Raw genomic sequence first — 16,215 nt, forward strand, 5'->3', positions numbered from 1 at the left:
CAAACAATACATTGAAACAAATCAAACTCTAAAAATTTCTAACTAATTATTTAATTTTAGTATATCACTACTTACGCAAAACAAGAACTAACGTTCTGTATATAAGGTGCTTATTTTACAAGTAATTGAGAATTGTTAAGCAGCATTGCAATAAACCCAAACCTTCAAGTTTGGGTTTTATTGTAGTATGCATTTAAAATGACAATATGGTGCATAGTTGTTAATCTTCCAATTAATTTTGGTGAAAATATTCAGTTTTTTCAGCAGTCTCATCTCAATCTTCGTCCCATAAATTCATTGTCATTAATTGATTTTGGATCCAGTAATAAGCTACCATCCGAATAAATAAGAGTACCTTCTCTTCCTACTCTAATAAGCAAACGGTATGGGGAGATTAAGAATGTCTCAAGAATTGATTATTTTCAAAAAACTTTTTTATTTTTAGGGAATAGATTTATTAAAACTTACGTACTCGAAACAGAATAACCTAATTGAGGTATACTGAACCCCAATAATAATATTGAGGTTTTTGAGTGTCTACTTGAAGGGATATTACCAGAAGAGTTTATTTTCTTCGGGCTTTCTTTTTTGACATTTCAATCTGTTTAGATAGATCTTTATTGATTTGATCAAATATTTGACGGTGTATCCATTCATCATCATCAATATCTATGTGTGAAGCATGCAAGGAAACAGGGTTCTTTCCTAAACAGGGGACAGTCCTTACTGTCCCATTCCAAGTCTTTAGGAATACCTCGTTGATGTTCTGTGCTCCTGGAACATTCTGATACCCACATGCTACTCCATCTCTAGCAGGAGAACATTTAATTCTTCCAATACCAGTACAAGGTTCACCAGCAGTAATACCAAATTTTTGGTACCAATTTTTAATTATTTTTCCTCTTGGTGTATCACTTGATGTCATTGTATTGGTTGAACCATACACTGGATCAATAAGTGCCACAAAATTTGGAGGCGAAGTAACTCTTGATAACATAGAAGCTGCCCACCCTCCATAAGAGTGGCCAATAATAGCAAGATAGCTTGGTGTGATATTTCTAGTTCTTAATTTGATAGCTTTTAATATATCACTAATAAGAGGTGTGCCTAAAGGATTGGAATCATTATTTTTATTCCAACTAATATGAAAAATGTTATTTGGGTTTATACCTTTATGAGTTGATGTAAGTTTAGAACGCAAAGTATCTCGTAGTTTCGTCATACCGTTAGGACCAGTAACACCCCCTCCACGACCACTAATACAAACTATAACCACCCCCCCTGGATAGGGCAAGGTACCGTCTCTGCATCCAACGAGTCCTCCGATTTCTGTGAATGGGACTGTAACATATTCTTTGCGACCTTTCCTCCATCCAGGTTCTTCCCATACTCTTAACCCAATAATGGAGGTACTCGTTACCTGATCAACTTTAATGAAATATATATTATTATTACTAGCCTCTGTAAATCCCAGCCAATTAGTTTTGCAGAGCTCTAAAAGTCCTAATATATTCTCACGATCAAATGCTTGACGAAATACTCTTTTAGGAGCAACTCTTGGATGAACTAACGGCTTACTTAGCCTTCTGGATATTTTGCGTTTTGCAATTTTTCTTTTCATTAGATCCTCCTACAACTCGAATGCATTATAATATGAAACATTCAAATGGGGGGAGCTAGGTAAATGCGGATAAACAGAACTTGATTAGTTCTTCTAATACCTTTATGATTTTTCGTTAGTTTGTTACATTCGGTTTTCAGCACCCTATACATGTAACGGTTCGCCCCAAGTAAAACCATTTAGCTTATCACCATATATCCTTAAGAATTGGTTGCAATTCGGACAAATATCAACCAGCAAACAATCATAAAATGGACAAGTAGTTACAAGAGATAGATTCCATATTTTTTTATGATATCCGTTTTCGTTCAAGCACTTCAGACATATTTTTATTTTTGTTGTGTGGATTGCGTACCTGTATTGGAGGGATCTTCTTTAAACAGTTGTATCAAAGATTGGGGATATACAATTAAAAATATTTGGACATCAACATTCGTAAGTTCAGCTAAATTTTCTAATTGCTTCACATCAAGCTTATACGGTGAATACATTAAACTTTTACCATACAAAGAAGCTTTTTTAAAAAAAGATAATCATCGATTCATAATTTTCCTTTCAAATAATCAAGTAATGTACCCAGATAAACTCTCGTCTAAAAATGGCTTCGGTCGAATGAGTAACCTTAACTTACGACACCCCGCTTCCCAATAGAGCTTTATTCGCTTATTTAAAACAAAGGAGGTTGATAACAAACATGTCATCCCCTCCAATGAGTTAATATGCAGTTTGATGTATGTTTCTCATTATCTCATTTAAAATGAAAAATCACATTTCCCATAAAACACTTATTGGCTCTAACGTTTACCCACAGCGACTATACCCGCAATTGCCACAAGTCTTACAGCCCTCAATATTAATCAGCGAGGCGCTGCCGCAGGATGGGCAAAGGTCACGGGAAGCCGTAGCATGGTTATGCGCATGATGACCACCATGTCCATCTTCCGTAGCTGACGGAACGCTCGATTTTATCTCCGCATTTAACGCTTCATTGAAATCCTCCAGCTCCAAAGTTGCCGCAATCGGAGCAGGTACATGATCATCATGAGCATTGTTCAGCACATGTGATTCCAGTGCCTTAGCTACAGCGTCAGCAATGGATTCAACACGGTTCGCGCCGAAGCCGATAGCTCCTGATCCGCCAATGCCTTTCAGATGTTTGATCAACAGCTCCACTTTCTCACCATGATCTCCGTAACGGAGGAACAAGGAGCAGACACGGCCTAGTGCTTCTGCCATAGCAAAGACGTCAGAACCTGCTTTACCTACATTCAGGAAGATTTCAGCCGGTATTCCATCAAGGTCATTGATCGTAATATATGCCATCCCAAATGGTGTGTTGATTTTATAGGTAGCGCCGCGCAGAACCTGCGGACGTTTTTTGTATTGTTTATCCGCCTCTTTTGTAGTCACTTGAGGCGCTGGACTTGCTGCTACAACACTTGTACTTGCTTCTACAGTAGTTGTAGCTTCCTCTGCCGCAACCGGAGCGGCTTCTTTTTTGTCTTCCTTCTTCGTGGTTTCCAGCACTTGAACGTCACGGCTTCCATCGCGGTAGATCGTAACACCCTTACATCCTAGATCAAAGGCCATTTCATATAGCTCAGCCGTCTCCTCAACCGTAAAGTCAGACGGGCAGTTCGCTGTTTTGGAAATGGAGCTATCTACCCAGCGTTGGATCGCTGCTTGCGCACGGATATGATCTTTAGCTGACAGATCCATCGAAGTTACAAAGTAGTCCGGCAGCTCTTCACCTGGATGAGCTTCAAGCCACTCTTGAGCGATTGGAACAAACTGTTCATCATAGCCAAGACGACTTTGACGGAAATATTTGAAGGCAAAATAAGGCTCAATTCCCGTAGAAGTCCCCACCATTGTACCTGTACTACCTGTAGGTGCTTGTGTAATCACTGTAACGTTACGCATACCGTGTTCACGAATTGCTTCGCCAACCTCTGGATACGCTTCGACTATATTTTTCATAAAGCCGCTCATTAGATATTTCTCAGTATCAAAAGCTAGGAAGGAACCCTTCTCTCCAGCAATTTCTGCCGATGCAAGGTAGGCTTCACGAGCCATAAAGCCGTATAGCTTGTCCAGAAACTCCAACGATTCCGGGCTGCCGTAACGGATGTTCAATTTAATCATCAGCTCCGCCAATCCCATGGTTCCGAGACCCACGCGGCGTTCCTTTTTCTGATTCGCTTCATTTTCCGGGAAATGATAAGGTGTTTTATCAATTACATTGTCCAGAAAACGGACGGAATAACGTGTGGTAGTCGCAAGATCTTCCCAATCCACATCATGATTTTTCTCATCGTAGAACTTGGACAAGTTCACCGCAGACAGATTGCAGACTCCCCAGCCAGGCAGGCCTTGTTCACCACACGGATTTGTACAAATAATCGGGTTGAAATACCAGCTATTAGACATCTGGTTATAGTATTCCATGAATACAACGCCCGGCTCAGCGGATTTCCATGCCGATTCAATGATCGTACGCCACACGTCACGCGCTTTTACAGTGCGATAATGGATAACGTTTTTGCCGGCAGCTTTCCACTTGTCGAGATCGCCATCCCACATTTCGTTATATTCAGGATCGGTTGTATCCGGGAATACGAGATCCCAGTCCAGATCTTCTTTTACAGCCTTCATAAAACCATTGCTCACACATACCGAAAGGTTAGCATTAGTGACTTGGCCCATCGTTTGCTTCACGGTAATGAAGTCCTCAACATCGGGATGCCAGTCATTAATCATCAGCATGAGCGCACCACGACGGCTGCCGCCTTGCTCAATAAGCCCCGTAGTATAACTAAACAAACCGCCCCAAGATACGGAACCACTGGATGAACCATTAACCCCTCTAACAATCGCACGACGAGGACGCAATGAAGACAGGTTAATGCCCACCCCGCCACCACGGGCCATAATCTCCGTCATTTCAGACAATGTCTGCATGATGCCGCCACGGCTGTCTTTTGGAGAAGGGATTACATAACAGTTGAACAATGTTAATTCTTCACTAGCACCTGCACCAGCCGCAATACGTCCACCCGGCACAAGCTTCCAATCATCCAGAATTGAACGGAATTTGCCCGCCCATTCTGCTTGAAGCTCAGGTGTCTTCTCTACAGAAGCCATCGCTGTGGATAGACGGTCCCACATTTCCTCAGGAGTTTTTTCTATATTAAGGGTCAACTTTTCAACATCCGATTTCACGAGTTCGCCACTGCGCGTCTTTACAGTTACGATTCGACCACTGCGCTCCACAATTTCTCCGACTTCCTTAGTTGGAAACTTCGGATCATCTTTGGTCAGCACCAATACAACATCGCCTACTTTAGCATTGTTGCTGTCTGCATCCTTCCAAGCATAACGATCCAAAAATATTTTTTCACTTAGCCCTTCAAGGCGTTGCTTACGTTCCACTTTACTCAATAAAAAAACCTCCCGCATGTGTAGTAGATATTAGTTACCGGTCCAAGGTATGGGCCCACAACAAAAACTCCCTTACCATCCTCCACTGCTTAACAGGTGTATGTAGGAAGCTCATCTTGTCAATAACAAGTACCAGCTAAGCACTCTATAAAAAATACATTTTCAAGCTTTTGTCACAATATATTGTGTGCGTCAGCTTTTAAACTATACCACATATTGTATCGAAGGTCTTATTCGAAAATAGAGTCAAGTTGCCGAATTATCGCAAACGTTGCTGCTTTTTCTCGCTCTTGCTCTCTTTTTTAAAGGCTATCGTGAAAAATAGGAGGTTATGAATTCTCTCGTTTACGAGCATACTACTCTTACGAATGGTGATATAAATCCGAGCTTGAGGAGGCTGCATTATGACGCAATTATTCCGTAATTCTCTACCCCAGCAAGGGGGAACACCCGCGCCGATACTGCCTGTTCCTCTTTCTTTTGACCGGAATTGGTTGCAAGATCTGGAGCTCAAATTGGAAAAGGGCGGCCCATGGGGAGACTACCGTTTATCTAAGCTTGCCGTACAAGGAGAGGAAACAGGTCTAGTAACGAGCTTCGATGAGCTGCAATGTATGAAGCATTTATCCGGCTTGTCCCCTCTTCCCCATCAGCTGGATACAGCGCATAAGGTTCTGTTCGAAATGTCAGGCCGCGCGATTCTTGCAGATGAGGTTGGACTGGGCAAGACCATTGAAGCAGGACTAGTGCTCAAAGAATATCTCGTACGCGGTCTTGTCTCCAAAGTGCTTATTCTCGTACCTGCTTCTCTAGTATTGCAATGGGTTCGTGAGCTGAATGCGAAATTTGGCATCACTGCTGTCGCTCAGAAAAAAGCCTATTCGTGGGGCAACGCCATAGTCGTCGCATCGATGGATACCGCCAAACGAGATCCTCATAAGGAAATCTTGCTGGAAAATGAATACGATATGTTGATCATTGATGAAGCTCACAAGCTGAAGAATAAAAAATCGACCAATTATCTATTTGTACAGCAATTACGCAAAAAATATTGCCTGCTGCTCACCGCGACTCCCGTTCAGAATGATCTGGGCGAACTCTTTAATCTGATCACTATACTGAAGCCGGGGCAACTTGGAAATCAGGGCGATTTTGCCTCGAATTTCGTGGTTGATAAACGCCAGCCCAAGAATGAAGGTCAACTGCGGGACGAGCTTTCGAAGGTCATGATCCGCAATCGCCGTGGTGAAGGTCCAGTTAATTTCACGAAACGAAAAGTCCGTAATATCCCCTTAGTTCTCTCCCAAGAAGAGAAAGATTTGTATAACAGTGTTACTTCCTTTGTCAAAGACCAGTATCAGGAATCCGGCGGCAATCTTAGCAGCATGCTTTCTCTGGTAACCCTTCAACGTGAGGTGTGCAGCAGCCGGGATGCCGTCTTTATCACTTTAGTTAATTTGATCAAAAAGCTGCCTGCGGATTCACCAAAAAGAGACCGGATGATGGAGCTGCTACAGACCCTCCGTACCGTTAAAACAAACACTAAAGCTGAAACAACCTTAGCACTCATTCAAGAAATGAATGAAAAGGTCATCGTCTTCACGGAATATCGCGCAACTCAAGAGTATTTACTGCAGTATTTCCGTGAACATGGGCTGATGTGTGTCTCTTATTCCGGCGGCATGAACCGTGGCAAAAAAGATTGGATGATGGATCTTTTCCGCGGCCGGGCTCAAGTTATGATTGCTACGGAAGCCGGTGGTGAAGGGATAAACCTGCAATTTTGCCACCATATGATCAACTTTGATCTGCCCTGGAATCCCATGCGCGTGGAGCAGCGGATCGGCCGTGTCCACCGGTTAGGGCAAGAAAATGACGTAGTGATCTACAACTTGTCTACTCAAGGCACGATTGAAGAACATATCCTGCATCTGCTGCATGAGAAAATCAATATGTTTGAAATGGTGATTGGCGGGCTGGATGTAATCCTGGAACGTTTTGAAAAGAAGGAATCGCTGGAGAAAAGTTTATACAAAATCATGCTCGAATCCCGCTCCGACGAAGAATTGCGGCATGAGCTGGACCATATTGGTGAATCCCTCAGTGAATTGACACAGGGTATTAAAAAAGAAAGTGAGACTGCGACATGACCCTCACCGCACAGGAAGTACGCAAGCATGTGATGGACTATCTTGAAGCCACTGAATGCTCCATCATTGAGGCTTCGCCCCTTCACGTAACTGTGAAATTATCACCTAGAGCTGACAAAATGCTCACCGACCGGCCGTATTATTGGGGATTCGTGGAGCGCACAGGTGTAGATCCTGAGACCCTTTCTTTCACCTTTGTTTTTGATCCGGAAAAATACGACAGTCAAGCTGCAGTAGAGGTTCCACCCATTGCAAATCGTAGTGCTGGCATCTTGAATCAAGTTGTCACCGGAAGCCTAGCTACAGGTGTAACAAACGATGCAGAGGCCAGCGCTGACTTACTCGGTCCGGCCTCCCCGGGCTCAGAGGCAGTGAATGCTCCATCTACTGACCCGGAGGAAAGTATTCTAGCCCGCTACTTCGGCATTGTGCCGGCACTCCCACGAATTGGACCCGGGATGATCCGCAGAGAGGATATTATTTACGGAAGCAAGCGATTGCAACAAATTTGGAACGCCGCTCGGGACGAAGGTAAATGCCTTTACTTATTTGAGGACCCGGGTAGCAGACAGCGGAACACGCTGTTCTCTGCCGCTTACGAACCATGGCTAAGTGTCTGCTATAAAGTGGAGATGAGCTGCGATTTGAAACGGGAAGAGCTCCATTATCTTGGCATCTCTCTAACAAAGGGAACCATCATTGATGATTTTAATGCAAAAGTTTCCACGAAAGAGATGATGCCACGCTTGCCGGAAAATGTGCATATCCAGCCTTACGAAATGACAGTAGCAGCCGCTACCGACTTATTGGAAACTCATCTTACCGCTCAGCTAGCCGAACTGGACTATACTTGGGCAGAACAGGCGCGTGAGCGGCTAAGGGTTGAGCTGGACATCATTGATGTCTATTATGGAGAGCTGTTGAAGGAGCCTGATGAAGAAAAACGCCTAGCGACACAAGAACAGTATAACCGTCGTCGCCAAGAGACCATTTGGCAATATGAGCCGCAAATCGCAGTTTCTGCGGTAACCTATGGACTGTTTCATCTGCGGAGCCTATAGAATGCGACCCTACTCGCTAAAAGCAGGCAAAAAAACAAGAGAACTTCCGCCTTCCGGCGCGACAGCAAGCAACAGCCTTTTTATAGCTTGTCCTCTACAATAAAAAGGAAGCTTATACTTTCTGATATTTCATAACAAAGAAAGGTGAACGACGCCATGAAAATAAGTGTACGGCGGAGGCTGCTTCTTGCAGGTCAAAGCTGCTTCCTCCTGCTTCTATGCATCGGACTCATCGCAACGAGCTCCGGTTCCTCTTCTGCGCTTGCCGCTTCCAGAGTAAGTGTAGTTGATTCAGTCACACAGGATTTGATACCTGTACTGCAGATGGATATCTTACCTTCACCCGGTACGGTCCAAGAATTTGCCAAGAGTACACTGAACAAGCTCGCAGCAGAAGCTCCATTTACAGCCTGGAAGGACGCAGGAATAGAATATTATCCTCTGGGTCCAGGTACTCATAGCTGGCTTGTCAACGTTATGAAAGGTGAACAGCGGATCGGTTACATGATCATTTCGGCTACGGATCAAGGTGGTTATATGCTTAGCGAATATGGAGCTGGCACTTACGGTCTCCCCTATAGTTTATTAGAACTGCGCCAATTTTTGGTGCAGGAAGGACTTATACCTTCATCTTTTACAGGCAAAATAAAACTTACAGCCTTATATGCACCACTTCTACCCGTATGGAAAATCGCCATTGACGATAAGACGATTTTTATCAATGCTTCCGTACCCCAAGTTTTACCATGGACGCTCAGTAAAGCGGAAGAAGTGCTTAAAGGGCAGCAGACAGAAACGGATGTAATCACTAACTTAACTACTGACCTGTCGCCGCTTTCTGCCTATCAAAGCGGGGGAACAGATGATCCTTATAAAAATATCATGTGGTTGACCTCCCCAAAACTGCTTGCTGTAGGCGGTGACAATATCGCCGCACTGATTCGTCCCAAGGAAAGTATCGCTTATCAAGCCGCTGGCCGAAATGATATCGTAGGGGCCCCTTTTATGATTACAGGTTATCAAAACTGGTTGCCTGCTTCGAATAAAACACAAGCAATAAACAACATGCCTACCGTTTACGCAGCATCAGGGCCAGAAGGAAGACGGTATTTGCCACTCACTGCCTTGCAGGCTATCGGAACACTGCACAAGCTGCCCGACAAAAATATCTATAACTAAAAATAACAAATAACCTTCCGCTGCCACCCTCGATTAGGCACTGGAAGGTTATTTGTTATTTGTGATATTCAATCCTTATCACTGTGGCTCCATTTGCTTCGCCAGATCGACCAACCCAGCGGAAGCATACCGAACCATTTCTGTGACCACGGCTGCTTAGTAGCCGCTCTTCGAGCATGAATGGCACGCGGATCCTCGATATAAACAACTACCTTCTCAGTGATATACTTTACAAGCTCATCGCCGCCGGAAGCCATTTGTAACACCTCCTACATTATAAGTGAATTAAGATAACCAGCGTCGTTCCATGCTCTTAGTGTGCACCAGCGAGCATATATCTAAACTCTTGTCCCGGATTGTTCGAATAGGTTTACCTATTAAAGCACAATCTAACAAAGAATCTAGGGCACGAGGTTATTCACATGCAAGGAGGAGTTCATTTGAACAATGGGAGAAATAAAGCTTATTCCAAGACAGCAGCTGCAATATGCGGCTTACGTATTACTTTAACTACAGTTGGACTTCTAATGCTGTTTGTGGGGAGTGCATATGCTTCTGCAACTCCATCCAAACCCGTAGTGAATGATGAACGTCAGCATCTCTTAAGCCACGGCCACCGTATGATCTTAATTGATGCAGGACATGGGGGGATCGACGGAGGTACTTCCTACGGCAACATTCTTGAGAAGGATATTACATTAGATATCTCACGCCGATTATTTCTGCTGCTGCGCAGCGATGGATTTGATGTTGCCTTAAATCGTAATGGAGATTATGCCCCAAGTGATGAGAACCGCTGGCTGCGCAGTAAATCCCGACATCTGCGCGATCTTGCCCAGCGTAAAGAACTGGCTGAGACATTACCAGCTACCGTAGTGGTCAGCATCCATGTTAACTGGGCACCTTCTCCTTCCAAACATGGTCCGCTTGTATTATATCGCCAAGAAGGCCGCAGCTTTATCCTTGCCCAGACCATTCAGCAACAATTAAACAGTCTCTATAATATCCGTGCTGAGACAAGACCGGGTAAGCCCTTTTATTTACTCAACAAAATAACCGCCACAACTGTAATTGTTGAGGCGGGTTTTGTAAGCAGTCCGACAGATCGCGAAAAGCTATGCACCCCTAAAGGGCAACAAGAAATTGCAGAAGCGATTGCTGGAGGCATAGTAGCTTATCTTATGGAAGTGTAGGATTCGAGTTCCAGTTCATTTCGTTTTTGACTAGATCAGAAATGCCTATAAATTCAACATCATCTTTTATTTGCTCAACACCGCTGCGGATGCCTGCGGCGGTTTCTTTTCCATATACACCAACATGACCAATGGTTACGCAGAATCGTTGATCCTTCGCCAGGTTATTTACGAGGCCCATTTGTTTCAGGACATGATTGGCTGTGTGTGTATCATCCAAAAAGATATGATTCTCTACACGCGGCAGCCCCATTCGATAAGCCATATTGCCAGCAACAGAACGGTAGTTGGTTTTACTGTCCACAAAAAACAATCCCCGCTCTTTGCACACGGATAAGATCACACCCATAATCCGTTCGTCCCCGGTAATCTTAGAGCCCATGTGGTTATTTATGCCGATAGCATAAGGCACATTATCGAGTGCTGCCTCTACTTTTTGACGGACTTCCTCATCAGACATCTTGGCCAGTACAGCTCCTGGTCCAAGCCATTTAGGATTACCTTGGCGCGGCTCCATCGGTAAGTGGAGAAGAACATCATCTCCGCGTTCATGCGCGCGTGTGGCATCCTTCACAGATGTAGGCAAAAAGGGCATGACCGCCACCGTAAGCTTAATCGGCAGTGAAAACATTTCATCCGTCCCCTTCATGTCATTGCCGAAATCGTCAATAATAATTACGACCTTATTACGTCGAGATGCCTTCTCTTCACTTGGTGTGTTTGTAGGGTTGTCTCTGGACTCGGCAGCTGAAACAGACGGTACCACGGAACCGATTAAAGTAACCATTAGAGCAGCAACAGCAATCCAAATCAGTAAATAACGTTTGAAACTTCGACTGTCCTTCATCAAGAGGAACGCCTCCTTCGTCTTAAACAATTGTTCTCATTGTTTGGTTCACGAAGGTTAAATATGTACGAGGAAGGTTCGCAATAATTTACAGTCGAGTTTTTTCTATTGTCCCCGTGCGTCTGCGGCAAGAATAGCTTCCAGCACATCCAGTGCTTGAATTTCAATTGGCATATTCCAGATGGGGCTATCCTTAGAACAGCTAGCTTCAGCTACAGTCATCAACTGATTGATATCCTTATTGGTAATCCCAAGATCTTTGAGAGTAACGGGAAGGCCGATTTTTTTGCAGAAATCAATCACCTGATCAATCTCTTCATATGGTGCTTTCTCCAGTACAAGCTGAACGATCGTAGCAAAAGCAACCTTTTCACCATGAAGAGTATTCCTGCATTCCTCATGCAGCGTCAATCCATTATGAATCGCATGCGCCGCAGCAAGTCCGCCGCTTTCAAACCCAATGCCACTTAAGTAAATATTGGCTTCAATAATGTGTTCCACCGCAGGAGAGGTAATGCCTTGCTTAACATCTTTTAATGCCGTTTCACCCTCTGCTAGAAGGGTATCCAGACAGGCACGAGCTAATGAAAGGGCTGCAATTGTGCTAGTCCCACCTGCATGGGTAATAGCCCCAGATTCTCGGCAAGCTCTTGCTTCATAAAAAGTAGACAACGCGTCACCCATTCCAGCAACAAGCAATCTTGCAGGAGCTTTGGCAATGATATCGACGTCTACGATAACCAGATCGGGATTTCTTTTTAATGGAAGATAACAGTCAAAGTCTCCTTCATCCGTATACAACACTGATAAAGCGCTGCAAGGTGCATCCGTTGAAGCCACTGTGGGTACAATAACTACCGGGAGGTTACTCATGTGGCTTACTGCTTTTGCCGTATCCAGGGTCTTGCCGCCACCAATCCCTATAATGACTTCCGCATCCTTCAAGCCAAGTGCTGCAACTATCTCATTAACCTGATTACTGCTGCACTCGCCCTTGAATTCAGTCATCACTAGTGGCATTTCGTTCATTTCAAAACTGTATGTGATCTCTTTTTTGTACACAGAGAAAATATAAGGATCAATAATGGCATAAGCTCTTGTCGCTCCAAGCTGCGAACAATAATCTCCCAGCTTACGAATTTCACCATGTCCTTGTATATATTTAGTTGGTGAGCAGATGATCTGCGTCATGGTTCACTCCTCCTTTTATTTACATTCATATTAGAAGGATTGACCACATTCAGCTATTAAAAAGATCCCTTTAGCCACCAGCTTAAATAAATCCACCATTCACACGGATCGTTTGCCCTGTAACCCACTGTGATTCCTTGCTGGCTAAGAACAACACAATGTTTGAGATATCCTCAGGCTCGCCTAAACGTCCAAAGGAATTCATATTCCCTACGGTCGCAATCTCTTCCGCTGATTTTCCTACGGTAAATAACTCCGTATTCACAGGTCCCGGTGAAACAGCATTGATAGTGATTCCTTTTCGTCCAAATTCTTTGGCCAGCTGACGAGTGATTTGTTCCACTGCTCCCTTAGTTCCTGCATAGACGCTGTAGGTCGGGAACATTTGACCCGTAACGGAAGTTGAAAAATTGATAATCCGTCCGTTATCATTCATATATTTAGCTGCTTGCTGGCAAGCAAAAAAGGTGCCTTTCACATTAATCGCAAACTGCATGTCGAAATCCTCTTCTGTCATATTTAGAATCGGCTTCGTGATCATAATACCAGCGTTATTGACGAGAATGTCGAGTTGTCCATAAGCTTCTAGTGTGGTTTGGAATAACTGTTCAAGTTCTGCCACCTGGCTGATGTCTGCCCGAATAGCGACGGCCTCTCCACCCTTTTGCTTAATACCGGTTACGACTTCCTCGGCTTTGCCGGGGTTACTCGAATAGTTAACGACCACCTTCACACCTTGTTGTGCCAAGTTCTCCGCAATCTCCCGGCCCATGCCTCTCGATGCACCTGTTACTAATGCTACTTTTCCAGCTAAATTGTGGTTCATATTTATTCCTCCTATTACTTTGTCCTTCTTGTTGGTCTGATTATAAATCGATCGATTACAAATTACAAGTGACATTTTTTAATATTTGTCATTCTAATTCGCTTTTCACATATTTTGCAACAGTCGCTCGATTCAGACTAATCCACGGGATTTATACCGCTCATTCGCTGCTAGTCGCTCGATTCAGACTAATCTACGGGATTTATACCGCTCATTCGCTGCTAGTCGCTCGATTCAGACTAATCTACGGGATTTATACCGCTCATTCGCTGCAAGTCGCTCAATTCAAACTAAACTGCGGGATTTATACCGCTCATTCGCTGCAACTCGCACAATTCAGACTAATCTACGGGATTTATACCGCTCATTCGCTGCTAGTCGCTCGATTCAGACTAATCTACGGGATTTATACCGTTCATCTGCTGCAAGTCGCTCGATTCAGCCTAATCTACGGGATTTATACCGTTCATCTGCTGCAAGTCGCTCGATTCAGCCTAATCTACGGGATTTATACCGTTCATCTGCTGCTAGTCGCTCAATTCAAACTAAACTGCGGGATTTATACCGCTCATTCGCTGCAACTCGCTCGATTCAGACTAATCTACGGGATTTATACCGTTCATCTGCTGCTAGTCGCTCAATTCAGCCTAATCTACGGGATTTATCCCCCTTTAAGACACAAAAAAACCTCCTGAACATCAGAAGGTTTTAATTAGATGCTACAAAGAAATCCCGGAAAGGAGCAAATCCCAAACAGAGGCGAAATCCTGATCAATCGTAGCCGACTGCCACTCTATAGCATGTGCTGGATGATGGTACCGCGAAGTAGCATTAAAAATTGCTCTAGCCGTTACCACTGGTTCCACCACTCTATACTCTTTGGATTGTATGCCTTTTTCAATAATGCCTGCAATTTGCCCAATTAATTGATCTACGTGTAGGGTAATCATATCCACCGCTTCTAAAGTTACAGCTGCGTACATAGCAAACATTTCGGCATCATCCACAGCATAGGTGCGTTTACTACGAATCAGCGTGTCCATCCATAATCGGAGTTGCTCTTTGGCATTCCCATCAAAATGCTCTGAAATATTCTTTAAAGGCTCTGAAATATTATACTGCAACCATCTTTCGGTTACTGCTTCTCGCAAAGCAGATTTACTGGAAAAATGTCTATACAACGTACCATGACTTACTTTAAGCACCTTCGCTACATCAACAACAGAAGTCTTGTCCGGGCCAAAACGCCGGAGCACTTGTTCAGCCGCGTCCAAAATGTTTTCTTTTGATAATGGAAGATCATTCGACATATGTATTCCCCTCGCTCTATCTCTGGTGGTAATTATCATAGCATATCATGTCCAAAAACGAACTGACAATATTACCACTTTGTCATTCGTTAAATCATTATCAGTATATACTCACACCCATTTATTAAACTTAGATACACGTCTGGTGTCTAATTCTCCGTAGCCCCCTTCCTACATGAATTCGGACTGAGGAGCCCTTATTTCCGAAAATCACCGTAATTCACCATGCTATCGGACTCAAATGCAGCTATCCACCCAAATCCCCACCTTTTCGGCGTTCTTATGTGCCAATAAGAGCTATGCAGTCCGAAAAGTTAGTCAAACGCGCTGAATTGAGCAAATAGCTGCAATACGGTCCGTTATGATGAAGAAGCCCAGCATCTAGCAATCCACCTTCTGCGAACCTAACGATTTCGCCAAAAAACCTCCTTGATCTCTCAAGAAGGCGGGCAACATCATCTGCTTTTTTGCTCAATCCGATCTAGCCTTGTTCTAACAAACTTACCGACATTCGCGATCGCTTGCTGCGCCTCTGGCAGCATATAAGCTAAAAAGTGAAAGACGCTCCACATGTTCTCCCATATTTCCAGTTCTACATGAACATCCGCGGCTTGTGCTCGTTCAGACAACCTCGTTGCATCGCTTAACAATACCTCGTGGTCGCCTACTTGAACAAGTAAATCAGGTAATCCCTGCAAATCCAACCTTAAGGGAGATAATATAGGAGCTAGTTCTGTCCGAGCACCTAGATAAACATCAATTATTCGTTTATTTCCTTCTATGCTGCCTGTTGGATCAAACTCCGCTCGACTCAGATACGATTCACCATCCAAAAGGACGAGATCTGTATGCGGCGAGATAAAAAACGCACCCGCCGGCAATTCCACACCCGCATCCCGTAAAGTAATCAACGTCATCAGCGCAAGGCTGGCTCCAACAGAATCCCCTCCAAGCACGACATTCCCGGCAGAATATCCATTCGCGAGCAGCCACAGATAAGCGTCTATACAATCTTCGTTAGCAGCCGGATAAGTAAATTCTGGTGCCAAGCGATACTCAATGATTAGGATTTTCTTACCACTAGCTTTTGCAATTCGTGTAACCAAATCCCGATAAAATTCACAAGTCCCAGAAATAAAACCCCCACCATGGAAATAAAGGATCACTTCATCAGCGGGTGGAGCAGATTTCACAGGAATAATCCACTCTCCACTTACGGGCCCAATCATGACCCGCTCGACGATAACATCCGTAGGAATGGGCATGTTCGCAGCCGTCGCGGACATCTCCTGCCGTATTTGCCCGATAGACTTGCTATCCAATCGGTTGCTTTGTCGCAGATAATCTTTGATCGCTGCAAGCTGCTCTGTACTTGACTTTTCCATATCGTTAATCC

Annotated in this window: 13 protein-coding genes; 5 read left to right on the top strand and 8 right to left on the bottom strand. The window is 44.1% G+C overall.

From position 1 onward, the window contains the following. Positions 1 to 565: 565 nt before the first annotated feature. Positions 566 to 1,621: a hypothetical protein gene (locus MKY63_RS30320; protein WP_076100818.1), complete on the bottom strand. Its 1,056-nt coding sequence runs from the start codon at positions 1,619 to 1,621 to the stop codon at positions 566 to 568. An 801-nt stretch (positions 1,622 to 2,422) separates the two neighbouring features. Continuing rightward, the gene (locus MKY63_RS30325) at positions 2,423 to 5,080 is read right to left on the bottom strand and encodes an adenosylcobalamin-dependent ribonucleoside-diphosphate reductase (protein WP_076104636.1); all 2,658 of its coding nucleotides are present in this window, start codon (positions 5,078 to 5,080) and stop codon (positions 2,423 to 2,425) included. Positions 5,081 to 5,466: 386 nt separating this feature from the next. Here MKY63_RS30325 and MKY63_RS30330 point away from each other — a divergent pair, with 386 nt between their 5' ends. From MKY63_RS30330 to MKY63_RS30340, 3 genes are all read left to right on the top strand, one after another. Next, entirely contained in the window at positions 5,467 to 7,212 is a 1,746-nt protein-coding gene (locus MKY63_RS30330; RefSeq protein WP_038569930.1) for an SNF2-related protein, read from the top strand. Further along, a complete protein-coding gene (locus MKY63_RS30335; protein ID WP_094902536.1) occupies positions 7,209 to 8,273 on the top strand; it encodes a YqhG family protein in 1,065 nt (354 codons plus the stop codon). The genes MKY63_RS30330 and MKY63_RS30335 overlap by 4 nt, the downstream gene beginning before the upstream one ends. A 156-nt stretch (positions 8,274 to 8,429) precedes the next feature. Then, positions 8,430 to 9,452: a hypothetical protein gene (locus tag MKY63_RS30340; protein ID WP_076140953.1), complete on the top strand. Its 1,023-nt coding sequence runs from the start codon at positions 8,430 to 8,432 to the stop codon at positions 9,450 to 9,452. A 68-nt stretch (positions 9,453 to 9,520) separates the two neighbouring features. Here the strand turns inward: MKY63_RS30340 and MKY63_RS30345 are convergent, their stop codons facing one another. Further along, the gene (locus tag MKY63_RS30345; protein WP_036689445.1) at positions 9,521 to 9,709 is read right to left on the bottom strand and encodes a YqzE family protein; all 189 of its coding nucleotides are present in this window, start codon (positions 9,707 to 9,709) and stop codon (positions 9,521 to 9,523) included. Positions 9,710 to 9,892: 183 nt separating this feature from the next. Here MKY63_RS30345 and MKY63_RS30350 point away from each other — a divergent pair, with 183 nt between their 5' ends. Beyond that, positions 9,893 to 10,645 (top strand): N-acetylmuramoyl-L-alanine amidase, encoded by a 753-nt coding sequence (locus MKY63_RS30350; RefSeq protein ID WP_235219580.1) that lies wholly within the window; start codon positions 9,893 to 9,895, stop codon positions 10,643 to 10,645. On the opposite strand, the gene MKY63_RS30355 is transcribed toward MKY63_RS30350, so the two are convergent. The 3 genes from MKY63_RS30355 to MKY63_RS30365 form a co-directional block, all read right to left on the bottom strand. Further along, a complete protein-coding gene (locus MKY63_RS30355; RefSeq protein ID WP_076100825.1) occupies positions 10,632 to 11,492 on the bottom strand; it encodes a divergent polysaccharide deacetylase family protein in 861 nt (286 codons plus the stop codon). The two genes, MKY63_RS30350 and MKY63_RS30355, sit on opposite strands and share 14 nt — an antisense overlap. Positions 11,493 to 11,597: 105 nt before the next feature. Further along, positions 11,598 to 12,683, bottom strand: coding sequence for a glycerol dehydrogenase (locus MKY63_RS30360; protein WP_076140951.1), 1,086 nt, complete (start codon positions 12,681 to 12,683; stop codon positions 11,598 to 11,600). A gap of 82 nt (positions 12,684 to 12,765) precedes the next feature. After that, the gene (locus tag MKY63_RS30365; RefSeq protein ID WP_076140950.1) at positions 12,766 to 13,509 is read right to left on the bottom strand and encodes an SDR family oxidoreductase; all 744 of its coding nucleotides are present in this window, start codon (positions 13,507 to 13,509) and stop codon (positions 12,766 to 12,768) included. A gap of 68 nt (positions 13,510 to 13,577) precedes the next feature. On the opposite strand from MKY63_RS30365, the gene MKY63_RS30370 reads away from it, so the two are divergent. Continuing rightward, entirely contained in the window at positions 13,578 to 14,204 is a 627-nt protein-coding gene (locus MKY63_RS30370; RefSeq protein ID WP_339192911.1) for a hypothetical protein, read from the top strand. A 24-nt stretch (positions 14,205 to 14,228) separates the two neighbouring features. On the opposite strand, the gene MKY63_RS30375 is transcribed toward MKY63_RS30370, so the two are convergent. Both MKY63_RS30375 and MKY63_RS30380 read right to left on the bottom strand, forming a co-directional pair. Then, a complete protein-coding gene (locus tag MKY63_RS30375) occupies positions 14,229 to 14,819 on the bottom strand; it encodes a TetR family transcriptional regulator (RefSeq protein WP_036689440.1) in 591 nt (196 codons plus the stop codon). A 455-nt stretch (positions 14,820 to 15,274) separates the two neighbouring features. After that, a complete protein-coding gene (locus MKY63_RS30380) occupies positions 15,275 to 16,204 on the bottom strand; it encodes an alpha/beta hydrolase (protein ID WP_081388113.1) in 930 nt (309 codons plus the stop codon). Positions 16,205 to 16,215 lie beyond the last annotated feature (11 nt).

The sequence above is a fragment of the Paenibacillus sp. FSL R7-0189 genome (assembly GCF_037969925.1).
GTDB lineage: Bacteria > Bacillota > Bacilli > Paenibacillales > Paenibacillaceae > Paenibacillus_AQ > Paenibacillus_AQ odorifer.